22 protein-coding genes are annotated in these 24,742 nt (G+C 66.2%); 8 read left to right on the top strand and 14 right to left on the bottom strand.

Annotated elements, in window-relative coordinates; all coding sequences use genetic code 11:
* Positions 1-34: 34 nt before the first annotated feature.
* The 8 genes from A9974_RS20385 to A9974_RS20350 form a co-directional block, all read right to left on the bottom strand.
* The gene (locus A9974_RS20385) at positions 35-670 is read right to left on the bottom strand and encodes a DUF1120 domain-containing protein (protein WP_183005995.1); all 636 of its coding nucleotides are present in this window, start codon (positions 668-670) and stop codon (positions 35-37) included.
* A gap of 38 nt (positions 671-708) precedes the next feature.
* On the bottom strand, positions 709-1,380 hold the full coding sequence (locus tag A9974_RS20380) for a DUF1120 domain-containing protein (protein WP_183005994.1): 672 nt from the start codon (positions 1,378-1,380) through the stop codon (positions 709-711).
* Between the two features lie 53 nt (positions 1,381-1,433).
* Positions 1,434-2,186: a hypothetical protein gene (locus A9974_RS20375; protein WP_183005993.1), complete on the bottom strand. Its 753-nt coding sequence runs from the start codon at positions 2,184-2,186 to the stop codon at positions 1,434-1,436.
* Between the two features lie 47 nt (positions 2,187-2,233).
* Positions 2,234-2,971 (bottom strand): hypothetical protein, encoded by a 738-nt coding sequence (locus A9974_RS20370; RefSeq protein WP_183005992.1) that lies wholly within the window; start codon positions 2,969-2,971, stop codon positions 2,234-2,236.
* A gap of 172 nt (positions 2,972-3,143) precedes the next feature.
* Positions 3,144-4,223 carry a PotD/PotF family extracellular solute-binding protein gene (locus A9974_RS20365; protein WP_183005991.1) on the bottom strand — a complete coding sequence of 360 codons (1,080 nt, stop codon included), beginning with the start codon at positions 4,221-4,223 and terminating at the stop codon, positions 3,144-3,146.
* Between the two features lie 45 nt (positions 4,224-4,268).
* A complete protein-coding gene (locus A9974_RS20360; RefSeq protein ID WP_183005990.1) occupies positions 4,269-4,913 on the bottom strand; it encodes a response regulator transcription factor in 645 nt (214 codons plus the stop codon).
* A gap of 67 nt (positions 4,914-4,980) precedes the next feature.
* Positions 4,981-8,172, bottom strand: coding sequence for a hybrid sensor histidine kinase/response regulator (locus A9974_RS20355; protein WP_183005989.1), 3,192 nt, complete (start codon positions 8,170-8,172; stop codon positions 4,981-4,983).
* An 83-nt stretch (positions 8,173-8,255) separates the two neighbouring features.
* Positions 8,256-9,446 (bottom strand): EAL domain-containing protein, encoded by a 1,191-nt coding sequence (locus tag A9974_RS20350; RefSeq protein ID WP_183005988.1) that lies wholly within the window; start codon positions 9,444-9,446, stop codon positions 8,256-8,258.
* A 260-nt stretch (positions 9,447-9,706) separates the two neighbouring features.
* On the opposite strand from A9974_RS20350, the gene A9974_RS20345 reads away from it, so the two are divergent.
* Positions 9,707-10,204, top strand: coding sequence for a hypothetical protein (locus A9974_RS20345; RefSeq protein WP_183005987.1), 498 nt, complete (start codon positions 9,707-9,709; stop codon positions 10,202-10,204).
* A 259-nt stretch (positions 10,205-10,463) separates the two neighbouring features.
* Here A9974_RS20345 and A9974_RS20340 read toward each other — a convergent pair whose 3' ends face one another.
* Together A9974_RS20340 and A9974_RS20335 are read right to left on the bottom strand one after the other, a co-directional pair.
* Positions 10,464-11,333 (bottom strand): glycosyl transferase, encoded by an 870-nt coding sequence (locus A9974_RS20340; RefSeq protein WP_183005986.1) that lies wholly within the window; start codon positions 11,331-11,333, stop codon positions 10,464-10,466.
* Between the two features lie 148 nt (positions 11,334-11,481).
* Positions 11,482-12,210, bottom strand: coding sequence for a sulfite exporter TauE/SafE family protein (locus A9974_RS20335; RefSeq protein WP_370539663.1), 729 nt, complete (start codon positions 12,208-12,210; stop codon positions 11,482-11,484).
* A 177-nt stretch (positions 12,211-12,387) separates the two neighbouring features.
* Here A9974_RS20335 and A9974_RS20330 point away from each other — a divergent pair, with 177 nt between their 5' ends.
* The gene (locus A9974_RS20330) at positions 12,388-13,830 is read left to right on the top strand and encodes a PLP-dependent aminotransferase family protein (protein ID WP_183005984.1); all 1,443 of its coding nucleotides are present in this window, start codon (positions 12,388-12,390) and stop codon (positions 13,828-13,830) included.
* Positions 13,831-13,892: 62 nt separating this feature from the next.
* Positions 13,893-14,654 carry a class II aldolase/adducin family protein gene (locus A9974_RS20325; protein WP_183005983.1) on the top strand — a complete coding sequence of 254 codons (762 nt, stop codon included), beginning with the start codon at positions 13,893-13,895 and terminating at the stop codon, positions 14,652-14,654.
* 60 nt (positions 14,655-14,714) lie between these two features.
* Here A9974_RS20325 and A9974_RS20320 read toward each other — a convergent pair whose 3' ends face one another.
* Positions 14,715-15,506 (bottom strand): hypothetical protein, encoded by a 792-nt coding sequence (locus A9974_RS20320; RefSeq protein WP_183005982.1) that lies wholly within the window; start codon positions 15,504-15,506, stop codon positions 14,715-14,717.
* Between the two features lie 112 nt (positions 15,507-15,618).
* Complete coding sequence (locus tag A9974_RS20315; RefSeq protein ID WP_183005981.1) at positions 15,619-16,515, bottom strand: LysR family transcriptional regulator; 897 nt, start codon at positions 16,513-16,515, stop codon at positions 15,619-15,621.
* 90 nt (positions 16,516-16,605) lie between these two features.
* On the opposite strand from A9974_RS20315, the gene A9974_RS20310 reads away from it, so the two are divergent.
* Complete coding sequence (locus A9974_RS20310) at positions 16,606-17,577, top strand: D-2-hydroxyacid dehydrogenase family protein (RefSeq protein WP_183005980.1); 972 nt, start codon at positions 16,606-16,608, stop codon at positions 17,575-17,577.
* A gap of 21 nt (positions 17,578-17,598) precedes the next feature.
* Here A9974_RS20310 and A9974_RS20305 read toward each other — a convergent pair whose 3' ends face one another.
* On the bottom strand, positions 17,599-19,026 hold the full coding sequence (locus A9974_RS20305; protein WP_183005979.1) for an MFS transporter: 1,428 nt from the start codon (positions 19,024-19,026) through the stop codon (positions 17,599-17,601).
* A gap of 100 nt (positions 19,027-19,126) precedes the next feature.
* Between A9974_RS20305 and A9974_RS20300 the strand changes: the two genes are divergently transcribed.
* Genes A9974_RS20300 through A9974_RS20290 form a run of 3 tightly spaced genes read left to right on the top strand, consistent with a single transcriptional unit; the run spans position 19,127 to position 21,148 of the window.
* Positions 19,127-19,795 (top strand): metalloregulator ArsR/SmtB family transcription factor, encoded by a 669-nt coding sequence (locus A9974_RS20300; RefSeq protein ID WP_255468253.1) that lies wholly within the window; start codon positions 19,127-19,129, stop codon positions 19,793-19,795.
* 32 nt (positions 19,796-19,827) lie between these two features.
* Entirely contained in the window at positions 19,828-20,712 is an 885-nt protein-coding gene (locus A9974_RS20295; RefSeq protein ID WP_183005977.1) for an NAD(P)-dependent oxidoreductase, read from the top strand.
* Positions 20,699-21,148, top strand: coding sequence for an acetyltransferase (locus A9974_RS20290; RefSeq protein ID WP_183005976.1), 450 nt, complete (start codon positions 20,699-20,701; stop codon positions 21,146-21,148). The genes A9974_RS20295 and A9974_RS20290 overlap by 14 nt, the downstream gene beginning before the upstream one ends.
* Positions 21,149-21,210: 62 nt before the next feature.
* Here A9974_RS20290 and A9974_RS20285 read toward each other — a convergent pair whose 3' ends face one another.
* On the bottom strand, positions 21,211-23,559 hold the full coding sequence (locus tag A9974_RS20285) for a molybdopterin-dependent oxidoreductase (RefSeq protein WP_183005975.1): 2,349 nt from the start codon (positions 23,557-23,559) through the stop codon (positions 21,211-21,213).
* A gap of 229 nt (positions 23,560-23,788) precedes the next feature.
* On the opposite strand from A9974_RS20285, the gene A9974_RS20280 reads away from it, so the two are divergent.
* On the top strand, positions 23,789-24,724 hold the full coding sequence (locus A9974_RS20280) for a 4-hydroxy-tetrahydrodipicolinate synthase (RefSeq protein ID WP_183005974.1): 936 nt from the start codon (positions 23,789-23,791) through the stop codon (positions 24,722-24,724).
* The last annotated feature ends 18 nt before the right edge of the window (positions 24,725-24,742 follow it).

The following is a 24,742-nucleotide window of genomic DNA, read 5'->3' as shown; positions in this document are numbered from 1 at the left end:
CCGACCTGGGTTGACTGGCCATCGGCAGGACGGCCTACTGGAAAATGGCTGACAGGCTTATCGAGCCATCGAGCAGGGCCTCGCGGCCCAGGTACAGCGTGGAGGTCGGCGCGATGGCCGTTTCGATCCGCACGCTCACCGTCAGCGTGCGGCCGCTGGCCGGACGGCGTTGCTCGCCGCGCGACCAGGCGATCAGGTCGGTGGCGCCGACGACGGTGTCGGCATCCATCAGCCGCCACGTCGCGCCGCCATCGGACGACACAATCAACGGCGCCGGAATACCGTCGAGCGTGGCGCCCTCCCGGCGCCAGCGCAGCGCGAAGGCTCCCAGGGGCCTGCCGGATGCCAGGCCGATACCGTGGCTGGCTTCCGGCGCCAAGCCAAGTTTGCTGCCCGCCGCCGGGCTGGCCAAACCCTCTCTGTTCGACTGCTGCAGCGCGATCGCCGCCGGCTGGTCACAGGTAATCGTCACGCTGCGTTGCTGCGGCGGCAGCGCGGCAGCGTCAGCCGCACGCAACAGGTTGCGCTTGATCTTGCCGTAGTTGACCGTCGCGCCACCGCCCAATTGAATGCGGCAGCTGGGCGATCTTGGCTCGGCAGGCGCGGCAAGGCTCGCCGCGCTGAACATGACAGCCAGCAAGGCGTGAAGGAATTTCAGGTAAGGCTTCATGATCAGCCGGCGATCCCGGCGCAAGGCGACATGAGGGGTTAGAGATAGACGAGCGTCAGGACGGCGCCGCCGCTGAAGGGAACATCATTGGCCACGCCGAGCTGGCTGGTTCGGTCCAACACCACCTGTGCCCGCACGGTTCCCACGAACTCGTAGCCGAATGCCGGTTGCTTGCGGCCGGGTTCGCTCCAGGTTTCCAGGCTGCCGTCGTCGTGGAAGAAATTGCCGACTGAAGGCTCCCACGTCTTGCCGCTATCGCCGCTGTAGATCGAGTCGGTGGACTTCTGATCTACGGTGAATCCGGGCACCAGCTGCACCGCCCAGGAGCCGATGGCCTGCCCGGCGGCGTTGCGCAAGCCGTACTGCCGGGCCGGCGACCAGCTCTTGCCATGGCCGCCAAAGAAGACGATATCGTCCTTGAACGGCACCAGGCCCGCATTGGCGTCGCTGATGGTCAGGGCCACCGTGGTTTTCGCCTCGCAGGAGATGCGCAGCTCGCGATCGATCGCCGGCAGCAGCGTGTAGGTGTTCTGTTTCAGGTCCTGCACTTTCACCTTGCCGTAGTCGAACATGGCCTGCTGGGCGATCTGCAGCGTGCAGGCCGCGGGTTTGATTTCCCCTTGTACCGCGACGTTCAAGGGCGCGTTTTGCGCCAGGCTTGCGAGTGGGGCGATGGCGCAGGACCAGGCAAGCAGAGTTCCGAGTTTCATTGTCGTAGGGGGTGTGCCCGTCGGTGCACGCAATGCACCGACAGGCATGCCGATCAGAGATAACTGAGGGTGATGGTGGTTTCGCCGCGGAACGACAGGTCGGTGTTGAGCGTCAGCGCCGATTTCGGCAGGATGACGGCGCCGATCATGATGTCGCCATCGAACAGTGAGGCGGATACCGGCACGGCGGGCGTGGCCGGGTCGGCGAAACTCACGTAGCTGGTGCCATCCGATTTCAACTGCGCCGCATTGGCTGCCGTATCGGCGGCATTGGTCCACGCAGCCCTGTCGGTGCTGCTCACGACCACGGCCTTGGCCGCCGTACCGTTGGCCGCCGCGGTGGTGTAGCTGAAGTTGCGAAACTGGAAGACATAGCGGCCGATGCGGGTGTTCGACGTCGCTGCGTCCACCAGATCGTAGATGTAGCCCTTTTTCGCTTCGGCATTGATGCCGGTAGCCTTGTGATCAAGCGCGTCTTCCGAGACGGTGGCCGCCTTGGCGGTGCCGGCCACGGACAGGGCCACCGCGGCATCGCCTTGGCACTTGATGGACAGGCGCTGGACGATGGGGGCGAGCGGGGTTTCGGCGTTGTCTTTCAGCGACGCGGGATTGAGCTTCTTCATGTCGAAGGACAACGCGTCAGCCGCCGGCGTGCAGCTGCCCGGGGTGATGACGCCGCCGACCTTGACTTGCAGCGCGGCAGGGGTCGCTGCCTTGGTTGCCTGGGCGTGGGCGGTCGAAGCCGTCGCGGCGGCGGCGCATGCCAGTGCCGCGAACAGGATCTTGCTGGAGTGTGGGTGTTTCATGATTGCTCTCGAAATATCGAAGCCTGCGCTGCGCGAGCAGACGCGGATCAGAGGTAGTTCAGCGTGATGGTCGCGCCGCCTTCGAATTTGAGGTCACCGGTCAGCTTCAGGTCCTTCTTGGCCAGGATGAGCGGCGAAATCATCAGGTCGCCCTCGAACGTGCTGGCCAGAACCGGGACGGTGTTGGCCTTGGTGTCGGCGAACGAAACGTAGTTGCTGCCGTCCCGCTTCAGTTGCGCCGTATCCCAGCCATTCAGGTTGTCGCTGTACGACCACGAGACCTTGTCGTCGCTCTTGATGACCACCGCTTTGGTGGCGACGGAACCCGTGCCGCCACCCGTGTACGTGAAATTGCGGAACTGCATGGCGTAAACACCGACGCGGCTGTTGCTATCCGAGGGGTTCACCAGGTCATACAGCGAAGCCTCGTAGGTGGACGTGCCGGCCGGATGGTTGTCCATGTTCGAGCCGTAGGCCTTGCCCGAGGCTTTGGTCGAACCCGTCACGTTCAGCGCGATCGCGGTGTCGGCGGTGCAGGTGATCTTGACCTTCTGGGTGATGCCGCTGAGCGTCGTGACCTTGTCGGCGTTCAACGACTTCGGATTGATGCTCTTCATGTCGAACGTCAGGTCGCCCGAGGACGGCGTGCAACTGCCCGGCGCGATGGTGCCGGTGACGGTGATCTTGAAGCTGGGCGCAGCGGCTGGGGCCGTCTGTGCGAGGGCGCCGGCGCTGGCGGCGCAGGCCACGAGGGCGGCGAAAAGCTTGCTGGAGTGGTGTTTCATGATTGTCTGAAAGCCAAAGTGAGAGCGGGTCGGATGTCTCGTGATGCAGCAGCGCGGCTTGAAAAAGCGGTGCATTCATCACGGGAATCAAGGTAACAATCCGGTACCGCACCGCACCATCAGACAATTCCGGTACTGGGGGCCGGAAAACAGGGGCGTAGCGCGTCGGCCACTATGGCACGGGTTTCATGACCCGGGTCAGCCAGCCCGAGCGCAGCTTGGCGATATGGTCGAAGGTCAGGTTTGCCCATTCCAGCGGGATTAGCCGCGAGGCAATGTTCGGCGACAGCAGCGGTATCCGAGCCCGTGCAGCCTCGCTGATCTTGGCTTTCTGGTTCGCCGGCGCGTAGTACATCGCTTCGGTAAAGGCCTGCTGCGCCTGCGGACCGAGTGAATAATTGATGAAGTCTTGCGCCGCCTCGCCATTGGGGCGGTCGGCCACCCGGGCGATCAGGATGGGAACCGCGATGGTTCCTTCCTGGGGCACGGTCAAACCATAGCCGCCCAGGCGGTCCATCTGGCTTTGGCCGCGTGAATTCCAGCCTGCTGCCAACAGCGCCTTTTTTTCCGCCACCAGCCAGTACTGATTCGGGCGGGGCGTCCAGGTCAGGGCGTTCGGCGCGAGCTTTTCCAGATAGTCGATGGCCGCGTCGAAATTGCCAATGCCGTCGGGCGCGCCGGCCAGCCGCTTGGCCAGCATCGTCATCGCCACCATGCTGCCGTTGACGTCGTTGCTGGTGGCCATGGTGACCTTGCCGCGGTACTTCGGATCCCACATCTCCCGCCAGCTCTTGGGTGGCTGCGCAAAGGCCGTCTTGGCATAGACGAGCGTCATGGAATCGTACATGGCCGGCAGCGCCCAGAAGCCCATTTCTCGGCCAAATGGTCCCAGGTCGGCGGCATTGGGGATGCGCTTGGGATCCATCGGTGCGATCAGCCGCTCTGCCTGGGCCAGGCGTGCATTGGACGGATCGAGAATCACGACGTCGACGCGCGGCGCCAGGCGCTGCGCGCGCAACACCGCCAAGGCGTTGCGCGAGTCCCGGACCGGGTAGTAGCTCACCTGTATGTCCGGATGCGCGGCTTCGAAAGGCCGGATGACCTTCTCCAGATATTTTTCGTCGAAGCCGTCCACGCCATAGGCCATGACCGTGAGGCGGACGAGGCCGGCGGCGTGGGACAGTCCGGCCGGCAGCGACGTCAGACCAACGAACGCTACGGCGATGGCCAGGCGAGCTTGGATTTTCTTCATGATGACGGGGCCTTTGCCGGGTTTCAGAGCAGATCGACGGGTGCTTTATTTGAAGACGTCGTGGTTGACGCCAAACATGACCAGCTCATGGTCGGTTTCCACGTCCAGCTTGCGCATCGCGGCGATCTTGTGGGTACTGACCGTCTTCACGCTACGGTTCATGATGCGTGCGATTTCCCCCACTGAGGTGCCGGACAGGAAATGCCGCAGCACCTCCAGTTCCTTCGGCGACAGCCGTGCAATCCGTGCCGAGGCGTCTTGCGCCTGCTCCGGATACGCGCTGGGCAGCGTCTGCGGCGTGCTGCGGTAGATCTGGTTCTTGTCCAGCGCACTGAGCGCATTCAGGATTTCGGCCAGGTCGCGGCTTTTGAACAGCACGCCGCTCACGCCCTCCTCGTACAGACTGGCGACGATCACCGGCGAGGTGATCATCGTGTGGATCAGGATCCGGACCTGGGGAAAATTGCGGCGCAGGTATTGGACCAGCGCCAGTCCGTCGCCGTAGCCATCGTCGGACGGCATGTTGTAGTCGGTGATGATGACGTCGGGCGCCAGCTCGCGCGTCTTGCGGATGAGCTCGGCGGCATTGGTGGCTTCGCCGACGATCTGGTAGCCGGCGACGCCCACCAGCACATTGCGTACGCCCAGGATCACGACTTGGTGATCATCGGCCAGCAGGATTCTTGTCATGTTTTCGCTCCGTGTGTGATGCGCTTGGCGAGTGGACCTGTGGACTATCTCGGCGTGAACTTCCGGGTTATAGCTCCTTGAATTGTTCCGCCAGCTGCGCCAGCGTGCTTTTGATGGCGTTTTCAAGCATGGGCGTCAGGCCTTCGTCGGCAATCTTCTGTTCCAGCACCCCACAGAATCGGGCGATTTCTTCCGCATTCACCACGACCAGCGATCCCCGCATCCGGTGCAGCGTCGCGACGGCCGCCTGCGCATTGTGCGTTGTCAGCGCCGCGCGCATCGAGGCGATGTCCTCGCGCATTGTGGTATTGAAGGCTGCCTGCAGATGGTCGTCGTAGAAGCCGTTGGGCTTGTTGGGCGGCGGCGGACCGGCGAACTTGGCGCTGATGATTCGGGCGCAGGCCGTGCTCAGCGCGTCATGCAAGGTGCGCAGATCCACGGGCTTGACCACCCATGCGTTCAGCCCGGCGGCAAAGCCTGCGTCCCGTTGCGCCTGCAGCGCATCGGCCGTCAGGCCGATGATAGGGGCGTTGGTGCTGCGCGCGCGCAGGGTGCGCACCAGCTCGTAGCCATCCATCAGCGGCATGTTCATGTCCGTGATCAATACGTCGAACTCGTCGGCATTCCAGCGCGCCAGCGTCTCGACGCCATTGGTGCATAGAGTGACATCACAACCCAGCTCTTCCAGCTGTCGAACCAGCAGCGTGCGATTGACGGGATTGTCCTCGGCCACCAGCACGCGTAGGCCCAGCCGGCGCAAGCCGGCGTCGGGCCGGTATTCATGAGGGGCGGGGGCATCTGCCGTTGCCCCGCCGGCGCAGGTGCTGTCGGCAGCGGTTGGCCGGCCGCGCTGCGCCAGCGCAACCGCCTCGACAATGCTCTGCCGGACGTGACTCGTCACGTGTATTTCCGACAGGCTCCATTGGGGCGTGTCCGGACCATCCGGAATGCAGGAAACCCGGGCGCCATTCCAGTCGATCGGCGGCAGGCGTTCCGGCAGAAGTTCGACCAGGATGCCTTCCTTGGCGGGCTGGCCGCCAAGGAAGGGGCGCGCGTTGGCGCCGGCCAATGTCAACCAGGCGCAGGTATCCTGCGTCAGATCCGTGACTGGCGCGCGCACCCATACGGGGGGAGACGATGCAATTGCTGCGCTGCTGGCCCGACTTACGGCCTCGGCCGAAACGCGCAGCGGCAATGTGAAAATGAATGTGCTGCCCCGGCCAGGGCTGCTGTCCAGCGTGATGCGGCCTTGCATCAACTCACTCAGGCTGTGGCAGATATAGAGCCCCAACCCGGTGCCAGGCAGTGCGTTCCCCGATGGGCCCTGTGCCTGGTAGAACGGTTGGAAAAGCTGCGGTTGCTGCTCGCCGGGGATCCCCAGGCCGGTATCGGCGATGCGCCATTCGAGCGTGGCCAGGCCGTCGCTCTCTGCCTTGAGGGTGAGGTCGACGCGAACCCAGCCGGCCTCGGTGAACTTGATGGCGTTGCTGATGAGGTTGTTCAGCACCTGCTTGATGCGCAGCGCGTCGCCGTGGGCGTAGACCGGTACGTCGGTGGCGATGGTCGAGAAAAACTGCAAGCCCTTGGCATCCGCGGTGGCGGCATAGGACTGCAAGGTTTCCTCGGTGAGCGCGGCCGGATCCAGGCGGTGATCCTTGAGCGTCATTTGCCGCGACTCGATCTTGGACACATCCAGGATGTCGTTGATGACGTTCAGCAGCCCGGCGGATGAGCCTTGGATGGTGCGCAGGTAGCCGCGCTGCAGATTGGTCAGCGGGGTCAGGCCCAGCAGCTCCACGGTGCCCAAGGTGCCATAGAGCGGCGTGCGTATCTCATGGCTCATGGTGGCCAGGAACACGGTCTTGCCCGCGTTGGCGTCGTCGGCGGCGCGCTTGGCCTGGGCCAGCGCCGCTTGTACCCGCTTGTGGTCGCTGATGTCGCTGAACGTGGCCAGGACGACGTCTTCGCCTTGATAGGTGACCCGCGACGCGCTGAAGCTCAGGTGCCTGCCGCCAATCTCGATTTCGCCGGCGTCCGTGTCATGGCCCGGGGCGAAGGTGAGCTGCTTGACGATTTCGACGTCTCCCAGCCAGGCGTCGGCCAGGCTGTTCTTGGCGACGATCTGCCGGTCGCTCACCCGCAGCGCGCAGACGGCGACGCGGGCGGCTTCAATCACGGTGCGGTTGAAGGATTCGCTTTCCACCACGCGCTCATGCGTGGCCTGGGCCGGGCGCACGATCAGGTTGCGATGGCGCCGGTACAACGTCACGCTGACGCCCACGCATAACAGGATCAGCGCGGCGAACGCAATCAGTTGCCAGCGGCCGGCCTGGAAGAACTGGTCGTAGGGCACCAGATAGCTGGCGAGCCAGCCGTCCTCGCACCAGGTGTCGATATGCGCCCCGTGCAGTCCGAAGCGCACGCGGGTTTCGATATCCTCCAGCAAGCCATGCTCATGGAGCGTGGCCGACGCCGGTGTAGCGGTGTGCGTCGTGCTCAGCTCCTGGAAGTAGACGCGGCCGTAGGCGGGATCGCCGATGTACACGTCGCGCATTTCGAGAAAGGTGGCCACGACCAGGTCGCGCTTGGCGCTGCCAGGCACCCACAGCGAATCCGGCAATTCGATGTGGCTGTACACCACATAGCCGAGACGGTCCTCGCCGTTGCCCGGCAGGTTGACGCTGAGCCATTGAGCGCCGCCGGGACTTTTCTTGGCCGTTTGCGTGTAGATCAGCTCGCGCACGCGGTTCGCCGACAGCGGACAGCGCCACCAGCGGTGCACGTCGTCGGTCACGGAGTCTTCGGAGCAAGGCACCGAGATGCTGACCGGGCTGTTCAGGTCAAGCAGGAACGCCTGCATGCCGGGCTGTTGCCAGGCGCCGCGGCCGTTGCCGTACAGGTTGGACAGACCTGCTGCCGGGATTTGCAGGCGGCGGCTGTGGTCCGAGCCGCTCGGCCCCTCGCCGCGATTGACTTTGATGACGTACGGCATGGAAAGGCTGTCGCTTTGGCCCTCGTACGTATTGGTGACGGCGTCGCTATCGATCAGGTCAAACGGCGCCGGGGCGCCTTGCGGCTGCGCCAGACCGAGCCGAATGGAGTGGTTCTCGGTGGCGCGCGCCAGGAGGGACTCCTGGCCGTGCAGGTTGTAGGCCAATTGCTGGAAGTGCGAACGGGCGCCGCTGCTAGCCAAGCTGATCAAACTGTTCACGACCCAGTAGCACAGCACCAGCATCACGATCGCGAGTATCAGCGTCACGATGAAAAGCACCTGGACGCGCAGCGAGGCCCTGGCGAGGTCGCCAATGGATGCGATGCGCGTGTGTCGGGGCGTTGCGCGGATCATCGGGATATGGGGGGATTGCGCTTGAGAAAACCGAGCAGCAGTTCCGGCGTGAGTGCGCGGGAAATCAGGAATCCCTGGGCCGTGTCGCATTGCATCTTTTTCAGCAGGGCGAGCTGTTCCCAGGTCTCGACGCCCTCGGCCACCACGTTCAGCGTCAGGCGGCGGCCAAGCGACACGATACTCTCGACGGCGGCCTGCGCGCCGTCGTCGGCGACGCAGCGGCTGATCAGGGATCGGTCGATCTTCAGTTCCGTGAAGGGCGTGGATACCAGGTTGAATACCGAGCTGTAGCCCTGGCCCGAGTCGTCCTGGGCCAGGCCGAAGCCCTTCATGCGCAGGCGGCAGGCGCCCGCGTAATAGTCGCTTATCTCGTCCGTGGTCGTACCCTCGGTCAGTTCAAAGCAAATATCCTGCGGATTGCCGCCCAGGCGCATGACGTGGTCGTACAGGCGATCTGGCAGATCGGCGTCTTGCAGCAGATGTGTCGGCAGGTTGACGGACACTTCCACCCGATAGTCGTGCTGCTGCCAGGCGTGCTGCGCCGCGATCGTCTGCGCGAGCACCGACAATAGCAGGTCGTCTTCGAGCTCGTCCAGTATCAGGGCAGGCAGGAATTGGCCTGGCAACAACACGCTGCCGTCGGGGCGAACCCAGCGCACCAATGCCTCTGTTGCCGTGATGGCGCCGTCGGCGATACGCATCTTCGGTTGGAACCAGGCCCTTATCTCACCCGACGTCAATGCGTGTTGCAGTGCGGAACGGTCGAATACCTGACCCGACACCAGGGATTCCGCCTTGAGCCTTGCCGCTGCCTTGAGTTTGGCGACCAGTGCGATGATGGCCTGCGGCTGGGCGGGCTTGGAGAGCTGATCGATGACCCGCATGCCTAGTGTCTTGGCGACCAGGCTCGCGCCTGAGATCAATCGTTTTGGCGAGGAACTGATCACCGCCAGCAACGGCGGCGTGTCGTAGGTGGAAAGACGCTGGATCAACTGCACGCCATCCAGCTCGGGCATGATCAGGTCGCTCAGCACCAGGTCATAGCGCTGCTGCTCCAGCAGCCGCAAGGCATGACAGCCGTTCTCGGCGGTGTCTACATGTGCAATACCTGCTTGAAGGAACAGGCTTTTGAGGTATTCGCGTTGCAAGAGCTGGTCGTCGACGATCAAGACGCGATAGGACAGCATGGGTGGTGGTCTCCAGGGCTCGCCGTTTCCCCTGAGGCTAGAAATGGGCCCGGCAGAAACGGGTGGTGCGCGCCAGCGTTCAGCGAGGCGCTATTAGACCGATCCGTATTGGGCCCGAACATCAGACATTTCCGAATCGGTGGCGGGCCATGCCCCGTGTCTGCTGCCCGTGCGGGCGTGCCGATTCGGAACTGTCTGATGGGCTGGCATCGGCCGCATTCCTAGAATGCGCTGCTTCGACCCTTCTGCGACACAGCGCCGTGGCCAATCTTGCCTTTCTGCACACGTTGCACGTGCATGCTCAATACATCGACCGGGCCCCCGTCCTGGCTGCCCGTCTCCAGGAAGCGGTGCCGGCCATCCATTTCTATACCGATACCCAGGCCAGCCTGTATGCCCGTGCCGGCGGCGCTGGCAGGCACTACTTGCTGGTGGAAGGCCGCTCGCAATGGCTGCTTCGTTTTTCTTCCGTGCCGCATTGCCCCCAGCTTTCGGGTGTGATCGCCCTGGTGACGGACAAGGCGTCCTCGGGCGATCGCGCCAAGCTCATGCTGGCCGGTGTCGACATTTGTTTGCCAGGGACGGCGCAGCCCAGGGAAATCGTGGCCGCGTTGTCGGTGCTGTCTCGCATGGAGCGAAGAACCTTACTGGCCAGTAGCGTGGAGGTGGACGATGGGACGGTGTTGGCTCGCTCGGAAGAGGCCGCGAGCCCGGCGCAATCGCAACCGGAAACTGACGGCAGGCGCTATGAGCCTTGACACGAGCCGTCTTCTTGCCGTGCTTGGCATGTTGAACGAGCATTGGCGGATGGCCTTCTTGATCGGGCTGATCGTAGTGGCCTGCTGCGGCGCCATTCTGTTGCATTGCCCTGAGTCCAGCCTCGCCCGGCGTGGCGTGTGCGCCGTAGGCGGCGTGCTGATAGGCATGCTCTGCCTCGGTGCGTGGGCGGGGCGCCGCTGAGGGGGCGGCCGTTCTGGCCCGGCTTCGGGGGGCGACTATCTGGACTGCCGGACACCGTCAGCCGCGCAGCGCGCCAGCCCACAGCCGTTGCAGCCACGACCGGCGTTCGGCCCGAGGCCGGTTGCCGGTGTAGTCCTTTTGCGAGGCCTTGACCACGTCGCCGAAGGGCGCCGCGTTGCGGTAAGCGTCCAGCGAGTAGCCGGCATCGATCGCTTCGCGGTAGTAGCGGTCGAACAGTTCCGTCAGGTCGCCACGGGCGTGCGTCACCACGACGCCGTCGAACCAGTGATGGCGGCCTTCGGCGCGCAGGCGTGGCAGCGCATAGCGATGTGAGAACTGCGTCCCCATGTCGGAATAGTGCAGGATGCGGATGTCGTCGCGCGCCAGGCCGTCGCCGTCGATGCTGTTGTAGCGGGCATCCAGGTGCTGGACCAATTGCGGGCGGTCGGCGAAGTAGTGCTTCATTTCGCGATTGGCGTGCTGCTTGGCGCGCAGCGCTTCCAACGAGGGCAGGTGAGCGCGCGCGCGCGCGCAATCCCAGAGCGCCACGCATGAACGCCAGCCATCGCCGTCGCGGCGGCCGGCGACGATGGCGTCGCCTTGCATGGGCAGGTCCCAGATCTCGGCCAGATCGCACAGCACCAGCATGTCGGCGTCCATATACAAGGCGCGGCCCTGGAAGCCGGCGGCGGCGGGCACCGCCCAGCGGAACGCCGAGAACGGCGTCGACCATTTTTCCGTGCGCCAGCCGCGCTTGCGCGCCGGATCGCAATACCAGGGGCTGGCGGGGTCGCGCGACAGACGCATCCAGGTGATCTCGACCGGGCGGGACGCGTGTTTGCGGGCGCTGTATTCCAGCACCATCATCTGTTCCAGATCGCAATCGTTGGGGTCGCAGCCGACGAAAATCCTGATGGCGTTGTGCATTGTCTCGTCATCCGTGGCAATGGCGCCGGTCCTCGATACCGGCAACCTGAATTATTGCTGAATTGTAAACGGCTTAGACGCTATTCACGTTAAAAACTGTCTGATTTTTGCGTGAATGTGTCCATCTGCGCCGCGAGAGCAAGGCGATTCAAAGCACCCGGATCATCATGTTGGCGCCGGCCGCCAGCAGGGTCAGCAGCACGATCCGGTTGAAGACGACGAGATTGATGCGGCGGTACAGCCGCCGTCCGGCCCAGGCTCCCGCGAGGGTGCCGGGCAGGGCCTGCCAGGCCAGGGACATGACCTGCGCGGTGACATAGCCCGACAGGACCTGCGATACCAGCGCCACCGCCAGGATCGTCAGGTTGAACGATTGGAAGACGGCGCGCCGCTCGTCCTTGTCCCAGCCCTGCAAGCCCGCCCATAGCGTGGGCAGCGGACCGGACAGCCCCGCGATGCCGCCCAGCAGACCGCCGCCCAGGCCTATCAGGCCGTCGGCATAGCGGTTGGCGCGCGGCAGGCGGTAGTGGCCGTTCAGCAGCAGCACGGTGCACAGCGTCACCAGGATCACGCCCAGCCCGCCCTCGAACAACCGCGGCGAGACATAGGGCAGCGCGATGACGCCGGCCGGCACGCCCAGGAGCCCGCCCGCGATGAAGGGCGCTGACCGGCGCAGGTCGATGGCGTGCCAGATCGACGGCAGCGTCTGCAACTGCGACACCACCGAACAGATGATGACCAGGGGCGAGGCCAGGGCAGGGGGCAGGGCCAGCAGCCAGATCGGCAGGGCCGTGAGACCCGTGCCGAAGCCGGTCAGTCCGGAAACCAATCCACCGGCCAGGGCGCCGCCGGTGATGAGAAGCGAAGAGGCAAGCACGCGGGATTCACTTGTAAAGCCGGTCAGGGCCATCTTTGTAGCGCCGATCGCAGTGCGCTAACCGTCCGCTTTACCGATGTCCGTCCTACCAGTGGCCGGGCTCGAGGCGCTCCGTTGCCTCTAAAATTCCCGCTGGCCTTCGCGCGATTCGCGTCCACCTGTTCAGCTTTCCTGCCTATGACTTCTCAAGCCGTGACCTGGCTGGTGCTCGACCGGCCCCAGGGCGATCTCGAAGGGCAACTGTGCCGCGCCATCCGCGAGCGCGTGCAGGCCGGACGGCTGGCTGCCGGTGAACGACTGCCGTCGACCCGCGCGCTGGCGCTGTCGCTGCGCATCGCCCGGTCGACCGTGGTGCAGGCCTACGAGCGTCTGCGCGCCGAAGGGTACCTCGAGACGGTGCGCGGCTCGGGCACGCGGATTTCGACGGCGCGGCCGCGTAAGCTGGCGGGCATGGCGCGAACCCGGGCCTCCGCGAAGCCGGGGGAGCCAACGGCGGCATCAGTGCACGCGCCCTTGGCGTCCGCGCCGCGCGCCTTGCCGTTCCAGCCCGGCGTGCCCGACCTGAAAAGTTTTCCGGCCGCGGCTTGGGCGCGCTGCGTGGCCGGCCGGATCAAATCATTGCGCATCCACGACCTGGGCTATGGGCCGGTGGCCGGCCTGCCTGAATTGCGGGCCGCGATCCTGGCGCACGCGAGCGTCGCGCGCGGCGTGGTCGCGCAAGTGGATCAGGTCGCGGTGTTTCCATCGGCCGCGGCCGCCATCGATACCCTGGCCCGCGTGACGTTGGCGCCCCACGCCGATACGGCCTGGATCGAAGACCCCGGCTGGCCACGCGCGCGTGATTTGCTGCGGCGGGCCGGCGCTCGGCTCGTGCCGGTGCCCTGCGATGCGGACGGCATCGACCCATCGGGCCAGACCAGCACTGCCCCGCGCCTGATCTACGTGACGCCGTCGCACCAATGTCCCACTGGCGTCTCCATGAGCCTGCCGCGGCGGCTGGCGCTGCTGGACGTCGCGCGGCGTCACGGCGCCTTCATCATCGAAGACGACTACGACAGCGAATTCCGCTACGACACCCAGCCGATCGCCGCGTTGCAGGGCATCGATAGCGGCCAGCGGGTGGCGTATGTCGGCACGTTCTCCAAGACGCTGGCGCCGGGGTTGCGCGTGGCCTACGCGATTCTGCCGCCCGAGCTGGCGGCCGCCTGCCACGCCGACATGGCCCTGCGCCAGGGCGATGTGCCGGTTCACATCCAGGCCGGGCTGGCGGACTTCCTGAACGACGGGCACTTTCGCGGCCACATCCGCCGCATGCGCGGCGTGTATGCCGAACGCATGGACAACCTGCTGCGGGCGTTGACGCGGCACTGCGGCGACTTTCTCGATATCTCCGACGGCGCGGGGGGGCTGAAGCTGGCCGTGCGGTTCCGTGACCACGGCGTGGACGACCGCCGCGTGGCGCAAGCCTTGGCGCAGCGCGGCTACGGCGCCCGGACATTCTCCGAATTCTGCCTGGTTGCGCCGGTGCCGGGGCTGGTGTTCGGCATCGCGCAAGGCACGCCGGCGCGGTCCGAGGCGCTGGCAGTGGCCCTGGCGGCCATCGTGCGCGCCGCGCCGTAGTAGTACAGTGCTTGCACCCCGCGGCGTGGATGCCGCGGGAGAACACCATAACGGGAGACAGCATGGATACGGTAGGCAAGGGCGCGAGCGTGCGCGAGCGGGTCAGCGACACGGAATGGCAGGTCCGCAAGGATCTCGCCGCGCTGTACCGGCTGGTGGCGCTGTTCGGTTGGGACGACCTGATCTTCACGCACATCACGGCCAAGGTGCCGGGCACCGAGCACTTCCTGATCAACCCCTACGGCATGATGTTCGACGAGATCACCGCGTCCAGCCTGGTCAAGATCGACCTGGACGGACGAAAGGTGATGGAATCGGAATACGACATCAATCCGGCTGGCTTCACCATCCACAGCTGTATCCACGCGGCCCGCAAGGACGCCATGTGCGTGCTGCACACGCATTCGATCAATGGCGTGGCCGTGTCGGCGCAGAAGGGCGGTTTGCTGCCGCTGTCGCAGTTCGCGTTCATCGCGCTGCGTTCGCTCGGCTATCACGACTACGAAGGCCTGGCGCTCAACCCCGAAGAGCAGCCGCGGCTGGTGCGCGACCTGGGCAGCAACAACTACCTGATCCTGCGCAACCATGGCCTGTTGACGGTGGGCCAGACCATGGCTGAAGCGTTCCAGGCGATGCATCGCCTGGAGGCGGCCTGCATGGTGCAGGTGCGGGCCCAGGCGGGCGGCGAATTGACGTTCATTCCGCCCGAGATCCTGGCGCGTGCCGCAGTGGAATCCCCCGCCGACCGCGCTCACAAGGCCGCGCTGGCGTGGCCGGGCCTGTTGCGCCGGCTTGACCGCCGCAACCCGGGCTACGCCGACTGACGCGCAGACCCGTCGTGGCAAGCCCGGCCCTGGCCACGCTTGCCGCGGTCTTCAATCCCCTCAGGGCGTCTTCCTGGGCTGGGCTTCCAGAAATTCCGAGCAATCCGGCAACGGCGTGGCGGGCCGGTACACCGAGCCGTCTGCCTGCCACGTGTAGGTCACCGTGTAGCTGCACTGCTTGTCGGTCTGGGGCGCCTTCTGCGCCTCGGTCGGCGCGGGCAGTTTGCTCGAATCCGCATAGCGGCTGGCGCCGGCCGGCGCGCGCGTGGCATGGGTGGTGACCTGCAGGTCGGGGTAGCTCTGCGTGCCGGGCAGCACCTTCACGGCCGCCTGGTAGCGGTAGGTGTCGATGCAGTTGCCGCCGCGCCGGGTCTGGTCGGCTTCATTGAAGCAGGCGCGGATGCGGGCGTTGGCGGTGTAGGGCATCACGTGCACCAGGCCGGACACCTTGTCGCCCAGGTTGACCATGAACAGGTACAGGTTCTGGCGCGAGAAGCTGCCGCCGGAGAACTGGATTTCTTCCTTGTAGTCCGGTTCGGCGGGGCCGATGACGCCCACCAGCGCGCGCTCTTCGTCCAGGCGGATCAGGTGCGGCCACACCGTGAAGTGCGAGAAATTCGGGATATCGGGCAGGTCCCAGAAGGGCCATTCCGTGCGCAGGGTGCGGCTGGTGGCGAAGGGGCCGTTGTCCTGGAACGAGCCGTCGGTCTTGATGCCGACGCACCAGTCGGTCTGGGCGTTGCAGTACAGCTTGTTCGTCGGATCGAGCTTGAGCGGCTCGACATCGGGCTTGGCGGCCGCGGCCGCCATGGGCAAGAGACCGGCAATGAGCAACGCAAATGCTTTATTCATGGTGATTCCTTTGTGGCGGAGGGGCGCGGGCGCATTGTTGCTCGATTCGCCGCGCAAGGCGTCACCAATTGTGTAAAACGCTTCGAATGTTGCGCCGACCGCCTCGGGCCCCTCAGGCGGACGGCTCGGCGTGCCGCAGGATCAGGTCGTACAGGGCTTGCGCGGCGGGCGACAGATGCGCGCCTTTGCGGCTGAGCAGCGAAAAGGTGCGGCCCACGACCGGCGTGTGCAGCGACACCACCCGCAGCGCTGGATACGAGCCGGCCTGCCAGGCCAGCCGCGGCACCACGGCGATGCCGGCGCCGGCCGCGACCAGGCCGACGGCGGTGGAACTGCGCTGCACTTCATAGAAGGCCGACAGTTGCAGCGCGTGATCCGCCAGCGCATGATCCAGCAGCGGCCGGTTATTGCTGCTGGCGCCGGGAAAGATCAGCCGGTGGCCCTCCAGTTTTTTCCAAGGCAGGGTGCGGCGGCGGGCCAGCGGATGGTCGTCGCGGAGAATCAGCACGAAATCGTCTTGCAGCAGGGGAATGCTCTGCAGCGTGGGCGGATGTGACTCGGCGATGTTGATGCCGAACTCCGCTTCGCGAGTCAGCACCGCCTGCGCCACCGCGCCGGACGAGTGGTCCAGCACCTTCACACGGTTCTGCGGGTGTTCGGCGCTGTAGCGCTGCAGGATCTGCGGCAGGTAGTGCACGCCGATGGTCGGCACACAGGCCAGGGTGACGTCGCCGCGCCGGGCCTTGCCGGTTTCGCGGATGTCGGTCAACGCCGCGGCCAGGTCGGCCAGCAGGCGCCGCGCTTGGGGCAGGAAGCTGTCACCGGGCGGCGTCAGCGCCACGGAGCGGGTGGTGCGTTCCACCAGCCGCACGCCCAGGAAGGATTCCAGGTTCTGCAGCCGCCGGCTCAATGCGGTCTGGGTGATGCTGAGTTCGCTGGCGGCGCGGCGAAAGCTCTTGTGGTCCGCGATCGCCACGAAGGCCTGCACGCCGAGCACGTCTATTTTCATGAGAAAAATGCATCAGTGGACTAATTAATCTCATTTTACGGCCGGTGAACGAGCGCTCACAATGCGCGTTCCCGAGGAGGCTGGTAGATCATGAACATCACCATTCTGGACGACTATTTCGATACGCTGCGGGGCTTGCCCTGTTTCAGCAAACTGCAAGGCCACGCCGTGACGGTGTGGAACGACCACGTGCAGGACGTGGATGCGCTGGCCGAGCGCCTGCGCGACACCGAGGTGCTGGTGCTGATCCGCGAACGCACCCAGATCCGCGCGCCGCTGATCGCGCGCCTTCCCAAGCTGCGGCTGATCAGCCAGCGCAGCGTCTATCCGCATATCGACATCGACGCCTGCACCGGGCACGGCGTCATCGTGTCGTCCAACCAGCACGCCGGCACCCCGTCGTACGCCGCCGCCGAAATGACCTGGGGCCTGGTGCTGGCCGGCATGCGCCGGATTCCCGAACAGGTGCAGGCCCTGAAGGAAGGCATCTGGCAGACCGGCATGGGCCGCACCCTGCGGGGGCGCACGCTGGGCATTTATGGCTATGGCCGCATCGGCGCCGAAGTGGCGCGCTACGGCGCGGCCTTCGGCATGAAGGTGCTGGTGTGGGCGCGCGAGGCCTCGCGCCAGCGCGCCCGCGAAGACGGCTGGGATGTGGCGCCCGACAAGCAGACCTTTTTCGAGACCTGCGATGTGCTGTCGCTGCATATGCGCCTGGTCAAGGACACCTGCGGCATCGTCACCGCGCAAGACCTGGCGCGCATGAAGCCGTCGGCCTTGCTGGTCAACACCAGCCGCGCCGGCCTGATCGAACCCGGCGCGCTGGTAGAGGCGCTACGCGCCGGCCGTCCGGGCGCGGCGGCGGTGGATGTGTTCGAGGAAGAACCGGTGCGCGACCCGCGGCATCCGTTGTTGCAACTGTCCAACGCGATCTGCACGCCGCACATTGGCTATGTCACCGAAGACGAATACGAAACCCAGTTCTCGGACGTGTTTGACCAGATCGTGTCGTACGCGGCCGGCAAGCCGATACACGTCGTCAATCCGGCCGTGCTGGCCTGACGGCGGCGTCCGACCTCGTTCTCAATGACGTGCCAGGCGGCCCGACAGCACGGCGGCGGCCGCTGGCGCCACCGCGAACACGCCGAACAAGGCCAGCGCCGCGGTCTTGGCGCCGTCGATGCCGCCGGGCTCGGTCAGCCCGCCCGCGTTGGCAACCACGCCGGCCAGCGCCGCGGTCAGCGCGGTCGCGTACAGCTGCACGGTCGTGATCGACGACGACGCCAGGTTCTCTTCGCCGGGCGCTGCGGCCGAGAACACGCGCGTCAGCAGGTGCGGCCACGCCAGACCGATGCCGAAGCCCACCGCCGTCAGGGCGATGCAATAGATGGCATCGCCCAGCCAGGCGGGCTGCCATCCGGTCAACGGCATGGTGACGGCCAGCACGGCCAAGGCCGCCAGCACGACCACGGGGCTGATCCGGATCAGGCGATATGCCTGCGCCTGGCTGCGGCCCGCGCTGTAGACGGAGGCCAGCGTCCAGCCGCCGGCCATCATGGCGGTCATGTAGCCCGCGGCCAGCGGCGTCAGCTGGTGCACGACCTGCAGGAAATAGGGCACGAAGATTTCGGTGGTCAGGGCGGCGACCAGCAGGCTCATCACCGCATACAGCACGCCCAGCTGCGTGCCCAGCGTATAGGCGCCGGTAGGCAGCAGCTTGGCGCGGGTGCGCTTGTCGATGCGCACGATGACGGCGGCGATGGCGACGCCGGCCGCGATGCCCGCGGCGTTCCAGGCCAGGTGATGCGACAGGCCCGCCGCCGAGATCGCCAGCACCGACAGCACCAACAGCGTGATGGTCAGCCACGGCACCTGGCTGGGCGGCGCGCCGGCGTCGGCCTTGCCGCGGAACTGGCTGGCCACGATCAGGCCCAGCAGCAGCGCCACCGGCACCAGCACCCAGAACGCCGGCCGCCAATGGCCGCTTTGCGCGAAGATGCCGCCGATGGCCGGGCCGCCCAGCGTGGCCACGCCCCACATGCCGGACACCAGCGCCATGGCGCGCGGCCAGAGCCGCGCCTCGAACACGACGCGGATCAACGCGTAGCTCAGCGCGAACAGCACGCCGCCGCCCAGGCCCTGCACGGTGCGCCCCAGCAGCAGCACGGGCATCGACGGCGCCAGCGCGCAGCCCGCGGCGCCGATCGAGAACACGGCCAGCGCCGCCAGGTAGGCCAGGCGCGGCCCCAGCCGCTCGACCAGCTTGGCCGACAGGGCCGAGCCCACGATGGAGGCGGCCACGAACAGGGTGGTGTTCCAGGCGTAGTAGGTCAGGCCGCCTATCTCCTGGATGATGGTCGGCAGGATGGTGGTGACGACATAGATATTGATGGCGTGCAGTGCGACGCCGCCCGCAAGGGCCACCGAGCGCAGGCCGTTGCGGCCGCGCACGAGGTCGCCCCAGGACGCATGCGCCGGTTCCGCCGAAGGCAGGCTGGTGCTCGATGACATGGTCTTGTGTCTCCCTTTTTATCTATCAATCCAACAAATGATGGAATGATAGAAAGATGATATCTTTCCGTCAATGAAGACCCTGCCGCCGTCCCCGTCTATGTCCGTGCCCACGACCGAATCCGCGGATTCGCTCGATGACTTGGCCGATGCCGCCAAAACGCTGGGGCATCCTCATCGCCTGGCCCTGTTGCAGGCCGTGTTGCAGCGTGAAAGCACGGTCGAGCAGCTGGCGCTGCTGTCCGGCCTGTCGGTCACCAATGCCTCGCAGCATCTGCAGCAGCTCAAGCGCACGGGTTTCATCCAGTCGCGCCGCGATGGCAAGCATGTGCTGTACCGCGGTGGTTCGGGGCCCGTGTCCGAAGTGCTGTCGGCGCTGCAGGACTACCTGGTGCACCAGCGCCAGGAGATGCAACGCGTGGCGGCCGACAGCGTGAACCGCCCCGAGCAACTGGAAGCCGTATCCATCGAAGCGCTGGTCGCCAAGCTGGACGACGGCGCATTGCTGCTGGATGTGCGCTCGCCCGATGATTACGCCGCCGGCCACATTCCGGGGGCGGTGAATCTCCCCACCGAGGCGCTGGAGGCGCATCTGGCGCAGTTGCCGCGCGACCAGGCCATCGTGGCCTATTGCGGCGGCCGCTATTGCGTGCTGTCGATGCGCGCGGTGGCATTGCTGCGCGCCCGCGGGTTCGAGGCGCAGCGCCTGGGCGACGGTTTTCCGGCCTGGAAGGCGGCCGGCCTGCGGATCGAATCCGCGCCCCACTAGATTCCCTACACAAGGACAGGCAGGAGACACATATGGATATCGGATTCATCGGCTTGGGCGTCATGGGCACGCCCATGGCCCTGAACCTGGCCCGCGCCGGCACGCCGCTGGTGGTCTGGAGCCGTTCGGGCGGCAGTTTCGATGCGCTGCGCGCTGCCGGGGCGCGCGTCGCGGACAGCGTGGACGCGGTCTACGCGCAATGCCGCACGGTCGTGTTGATGCTGGCCAACGACGCGGCCATCGACGCCACGCTGGGCCGCGGCACGAAGGACTTTGCCGCGCGCGTCAATGGCCATGTGATCGTCAATATGGGCACGACCTCGACGGACTTTTCTCGCCAGTTGGGCGCGGACATCCAGGCGGCCGGCGGCCGCTATGTCGAAGCGCCCGTGTCGGGTTCGCGCAAGCCGGCCGAAGCGGGCCAACTGGTGGTGATGTTGGCAGGCGAACCCGACGATGTGGCTGCGATTCGCACGCTGGTGCAGCCGTTGTGCCGCGACAGCTTCGTGTGCGGCGCGGTACCGTCGGCGCTGGCGATGAAGCTGGCCGTGAACCTGTTCCTGATTACCATGGTCACGGGCCTGACCGAATCCGTGCATTTCGCCGAGCGTCAGGGCATCGACCTGGCCCTGTTCGCCGACGTGCTGAACGCCGGGCCGATGGCCAGCGATGTGTCCCGCGTGAAGCTGGGCAAGCTGGTCACGCAGGATTTTTCGGTGCAGGCCGCCATCACCGACGTGCTCAAGAACAGCCGCCTGGTCGCCGAGGCCGCGCGCAGCGCGGGCCTCGCCTCGCCGCTGCTGGACGCCAGCCATGCGCTTTATGGCGAAACCGAGGCGCTGGGGCTGGGCCCGTCCGACATGGTGGCGGTGATCCGGGCCATCGAACAACGTACTTTGAATCATGTTCACGCTTAGAAAATCCACGCCCGCCGACGGCGCGCGTGTCGTCGACATCTGGCGCCGGGCCGTCGATGCCACGCATCATTTCCTGACCGCCGAAGACCGCCTCGCCATCGATGCCGAAGTCGCAGGCTTCCTGCCCGCCGCCACGCTGGAGCTGGCGGTGGACGAGGCCGATCGCCCCGTCGCGTTCATGCTGCTGGACGGCGACTGCATGCAAGCCCTGTTCGTGGACCCGGACCATCGCGGCGCGGGCGTCGGCCGTCTGCTGGTGGCCGACGCATTACGGCGCCATCCCCGCCTGGCCACGGACGTGAACGAACAGAACGGCCAAGCCGTGGGCTTCTATGAACGGTTGGGGTTCGAACGCACCGGCCGATCCGAGCGCGACAGCCAGGGCCGGCCCTATCCGCTGATCCATCTGCGCCATCGCGGCGGCGCGCAAGCATGAACCTCGTCAGCCACGGCAGACGGGCCTGGGATGCGCCAAGCCGTCCGACGCCGCCGTGACGGCTACGGGTGCTGCGCAACCGCGCCGCCGCTTGGCAGCGTTTCCTGCTTGGGCAGCGTTTCCAGCGCCGGCGGCTCGAACGCCTGCACCGCGGGGGCGGCGCCTTGCCAGCGTTCCACCTGCACCAGCGCCGACAGCGCGCTGGGTCCTTGCGCCAGGCGCGAGGTGCCGACATCCACCGTCAGCACATTGGGATTGCCGTGGCGCTCCAGCGCCGCGCCTTGCGGATCGAACCACGCGCCGGTAGGCATCACCACCACGCCGCGCAGCAGGTCGGCGCTGAGTTGCGCGCCGCCCAGGCAGGCGCCGCGGTCATTGAAGATGCGCACCACGTCGCCTTGCGCGATGCCGCGTTCGGCGGCGTCAATCGGATGCAGCAGCACGGCTTCGCGGCCGGCGACCTTGTTCTGGCGGGTGGCGGGCGCGGGGTCCAGCTGCGAGTGCAGCCGGTCCGCGGGCTGGCAAGTCACCAGGTGCAGCGGCCAGCGCGCGGCGCGAGCGGCGCCCAGCCATTCGACCGGCGGCAACCAGGCCGGATGCGGCGGACAATCGTCGTAGCCGAATTCGGCGATGGCCGTGCTGTGCAGTTCCAGGCGGCCCGAGCGGGTCTTGAGCGGATGCGCCGCGGGGTCCTGGCGGAACTGCTCGAACAGCACGAAATCGCGCGTCGGCGGGGGCAGCGCGATGTGGCCGCGGTCCCAGAATTCATCGAACGCGGGCAGCGTCAGTTGCGCGGCTTCCCAGGCCGGCCGCATCTGTTCGTAGATGTGGCGGATCCAGGCCATTTCGTCGCGGCCTTCGGTGTAGGCCTGCTCGAAGCCGCCGCGCGCGGCGAGTTCGCGATAGATGTCGAAGTCGTTGCGGCTGTGCCCCACCGGCGCCACGGCCTGGTGCATCGCCAGGATATAGCGGTCGCGCGACGAGCCGCCGATGTCGTTGCGTTCCAACGTGGTGGTCGCGGGCAGGACGATGTCGGCGCGGCGCGCGGTGGGCGTCCACCACGGCTCGTGCACGATGATGGTCTCGGGCCGCGTCCAGGCCTGCGCCAGGCGGTTCAGGTCCTGGTGGTGATGGAACGGATTGCCGCCTGCCCAGTAGACCAGGCGGATGTCGGGATAGGCGCCGGTCTTGCCGTTGAATTCGTAGGTCTGGCCTGGCTGCAGCAGCATGTCGGTCAGCCGCGCCACCGGAATCGACGTGGCCGCCGGGTTGCGGCCGGCGCGCATTTCGGGGGCGGGCAGGTCGGGGCGCGGATTGCCGGCGCCGTTCATGGACCCGTGGCCAAACGCGAAGCCGCCGCCCGGCAGGCCGATCTGGCCCAGCAGCGAGGCCAGCGCCACGCTGCCCCAGTAAGGCTGCTCGCCGCGATGGCCGCGTTGCAGCGACCACGAACACGACAGCAGCGTGCGGCAGCCGGCCGCGGCCCGGGCCAGTTCGCGGATGGTGGCTGCCGGCACGCCGCAGATGGCTTCGGCCCACTCCGCCGATTTTGGCAGGCCATCGCCGCGCCCCAGCACATAGTCCGCGTATTGTTCGAAGCCGTTGCAGTAGCGCGCCACGAACGCGCTGTCGTGGCGGTCTTCGGTCAGCAGCGTATGGGCCATGCCCAGCATCATCGCGGCGTCGGTGTTGGGGCGGATGGGAATCCATTCGGCCGCCAGCGCGTCCGGCGCGTCGGCGCGGGTGGGGCTGACGACCACGCTGCGCATGCCGGCCTGGCGCGCCCGCGCCAGCCAGCCGGGTGCGCTGTGGTCGCCGGCGCCACCCGAGGCAATCTGGGTGTTGCGCAAGGGGATGCCGCCGAACGCGATCAGCAGCTGGGTGTGGTTGACGACGCTGTTCCAGTCGGTGATGCGGCCGGTTACGGGCGCATAGGTGCCGATGATGTGCGGCAGCAGGAACTGCGCCGCGCCCCAGCTGTAGTTACCCGACTGGTCGACACAGCCCCCGCCGGCATACAGGAAGCGGTGCGTCAGCGTGCGGGCATGGTGCAGGCGCCCGGCGGACGACCAGCCATACGAGCCGCCGAAGATCGCGGTGGGGCCATGCTGCGCACGCACCCGCTGCAATTCGCCGTGCACCAGCGCCAGGGCCGTATCCCAATCGACCTCCACATAGCCGTCGATGCCGCGCAGTTCGGGCGCGCCGCGATGCTTGAGCCAGCTGGCGCGCACGCTGGGCCGCGCGATGCGCAGCGGCGAATGCACCATATCGGGCATGGCATGGATAAGCGGGGACGGGGCCTGGTCGTGGGCGAACGGCTCGCAGCCCACCACACGGCCGTCGCGAACGAGGGCGGTGTAGGCGCCCCAATGAGATAGGGACGGATAACGGGAAGTCGCTGCGGGCATGGGGTGTGGCGCGGTCAAAAACGTATTGTTATGGAAATCCTCATAACTTAAACGCATTGCCTTAGAAATTCTTTGTCTTTCGGGCCCCCTGAAAGTGTGGAAAATAGAAAAATTTTCGGGGCCGCTCTTCCTATACTGCGTAAGCAACAAGGGGAATGGTCAGGTGGATGCGCCGACCGCGCGCGACCCTGGCTTTTATCGAGCAGTCCTTCCGCATGTGGAGTGGTTCATGAGCAAAATGAAAATCCAGGGGTCCTTCGTCGCTATCGTGACGCCGTTCAATCGCGACGGCAGTGTCGATTTCAGCGCCTTTCGCAGCCTGTTGAAGTTCCAGGAGGACAACGGCACCGCCGCGGTGCTCATCATGGGCTCCACTGGAGAAGTGTCGCTGCTGTCGCCGGAAGAACGGCACCAGGTCATCGTCGAGACCGCCAAGATGAAGAGCGGCAAGATGAAGCTGTTCTACGGCTGCACCGGCAACAACACCGACAGCACCATCGAATACCTGAAGTTCGCGCAGGCCAACGGCGCCGACGGCGCGATTCTGGCCGCGCCCGCCTACATCTGCGCGTCCGAGGCGGACACCGAAGCCTATTTCCTGGAAGTGGCCGATGCCACCGACCTGCCGCTGGGTATCTACAACAACCCGCCGCGGGTCAAGAGCGACCTGCATTGGGACCAGCTGCTGCGCATCTTCAAGCATCCGAACTACGTGGTGCACAAGGAATCGACCACGCGCGTCGGCCAGGTGGCGCAGGTGCTGCGCGGCCGTCCGGACGTGTCGGTGATGTGCTGCGATTCGCCCAATCTGGGGCTGGTGGTGCCCACCATGAGCCTGGGCGGCCACGGCACCGCCAACATGACCGGCAACATCGCGCCCGCTGAAATGGCCGACATCTCGCGTCCGTGGGATACGCCCGATGTGTCGGTCAGCTTCCGCGAAGGCTATCTGGGCCTCTTGCCGATGCTGCACTACTCGTACTCCGCCATCAACCCGGTGGCCATCAAGTCGCTGATGAAGGCGGTGGGCCTGCCGGTGGGCGATCTGCGCCGTCCGTTGCGCGGCCTGGAAGGCGACGCGCTGGCCAAGGGCCTGCGCATCGTGCGCGAGCTGGGGCTGGACACCAAGTACGGCTTCAGTTCCGCGCAGCTCAAGGCGGCCTGATTCCCCTTGTCCGGCGGC

This window comes from Achromobacter sp. UMC71 (assembly GCF_014170305.1).
In the GTDB taxonomy this organism is placed as follows: Bacteria; Pseudomonadota; Gammaproteobacteria; order Burkholderiales; family Burkholderiaceae_B; genus Achromobacter.
Note: the sequence above shows the minus strand (reverse complement) of the source record. Positions and strands in the feature narration are given on the sequence as shown.

Excerpts from the sequence above, each read along its gene's own strand:
- A9974_RS20385 (WP_183005995.1), bottom strand. The coding sequence starts at position 670 with ATGAAGCCTTACCTGAAATTCCTTCACGCCTTGCTGGCTGTCATGTTC.
- A9974_RS20380 (WP_183005994.1), bottom strand. The coding sequence starts at position 1,380 with ATGAAACTCGGAACTCTGCTTGCCTGGTCCTGCGCCATCGCCCCACTC.
- A9974_RS20375 (WP_183005993.1), bottom strand. The coding sequence starts at position 2,186 with ATGAAACACCCACACTCCAGCAAGATCCTGTTCGCGGCACTGGCATGC.
- A9974_RS20370 (WP_183005992.1), bottom strand. The coding sequence starts at position 2,971 with ATGAAACACCACTCCAGCAAGCTTTTCGCCGCCCTCGTGGCCTGCGCC.
- A9974_RS20365 (WP_183005991.1), bottom strand. The coding sequence starts at position 4,223 with ATGAAGAAAATCCAAGCTCGCCTGGCCATCGCCGTAGCGTTCGTTGGT.
- A9974_RS20360 (WP_183005990.1), bottom strand. The coding sequence starts at position 4,913 with ATGACAAGAATCCTGCTGGCCGATGATCACCAAGTCGTGATCCTGGGC.
- A9974_RS20350 (WP_183005988.1), bottom strand. The coding sequence starts at position 9,446 with ATGCTGTCCTATCGCGTCTTGATCGTCGACGACCAGCTCTTGCAACGC.
- A9974_RS20340 (WP_183005986.1), bottom strand. The coding sequence starts at position 11,333 with ATGCACAACGCCATCAGGATTTTCGTCGGCTGCGACCCCAACGATTGC.
- A9974_RS20330 (WP_183005984.1), top strand. The coding sequence starts at position 12,388 with ATGACTTCTCAAGCCGTGACCTGGCTGGTGCTCGACCGGCCCCAGGGC.
- A9974_RS20325 (WP_183005983.1), top strand. The coding sequence starts at position 13,893 with ATGGATACGGTAGGCAAGGGCGCGAGCGTGCGCGAGCGGGTCAGCGAC.
- A9974_RS20320 (WP_183005982.1), bottom strand. The coding sequence starts at position 15,506 with ATGAATAAAGCATTTGCGTTGCTCATTGCCGGTCTCTTGCCCATGGCG.
- A9974_RS20315 (WP_183005981.1), bottom strand. The coding sequence starts at position 16,515 with ATGAAAATAGACGTGCTCGGCGTGCAGGCCTTCGTGGCGATCGCGGAC.
- A9974_RS20310 (WP_183005980.1), top strand. The coding sequence starts at position 16,606 with ATGAACATCACCATTCTGGACGACTATTTCGATACGCTGCGGGGCTTG.
- A9974_RS20305 (WP_183005979.1), bottom strand. The coding sequence starts at position 19,026 with ATGTCATCGAGCACCAGCCTGCCTTCGGCGGAACCGGCGCATGCGTCC.
- A9974_RS20300 (WP_255468253.1), top strand. The coding sequence starts at position 19,127 with ATGTCCGTGCCCACGACCGAATCCGCGGATTCGCTCGATGACTTGGCC.
- A9974_RS20295 (WP_183005977.1), top strand. The coding sequence starts at position 19,828 with ATGGATATCGGATTCATCGGCTTGGGCGTCATGGGCACGCCCATGGCC.
- A9974_RS20290 (WP_183005976.1), top strand. The coding sequence starts at position 20,699 with ATGTTCACGCTTAGAAAATCCACGCCCGCCGACGGCGCGCGTGTCGTC.
- A9974_RS20285 (WP_183005975.1), bottom strand. The coding sequence starts at position 23,559 with ATGCCCGCAGCGACTTCCCGTTATCCGTCCCTATCTCATTGGGGCGCC.
- A9974_RS20280 (WP_183005974.1), top strand. The coding sequence starts at position 23,789 with ATGAGCAAAATGAAAATCCAGGGGTCCTTCGTCGCTATCGTGACGCCG.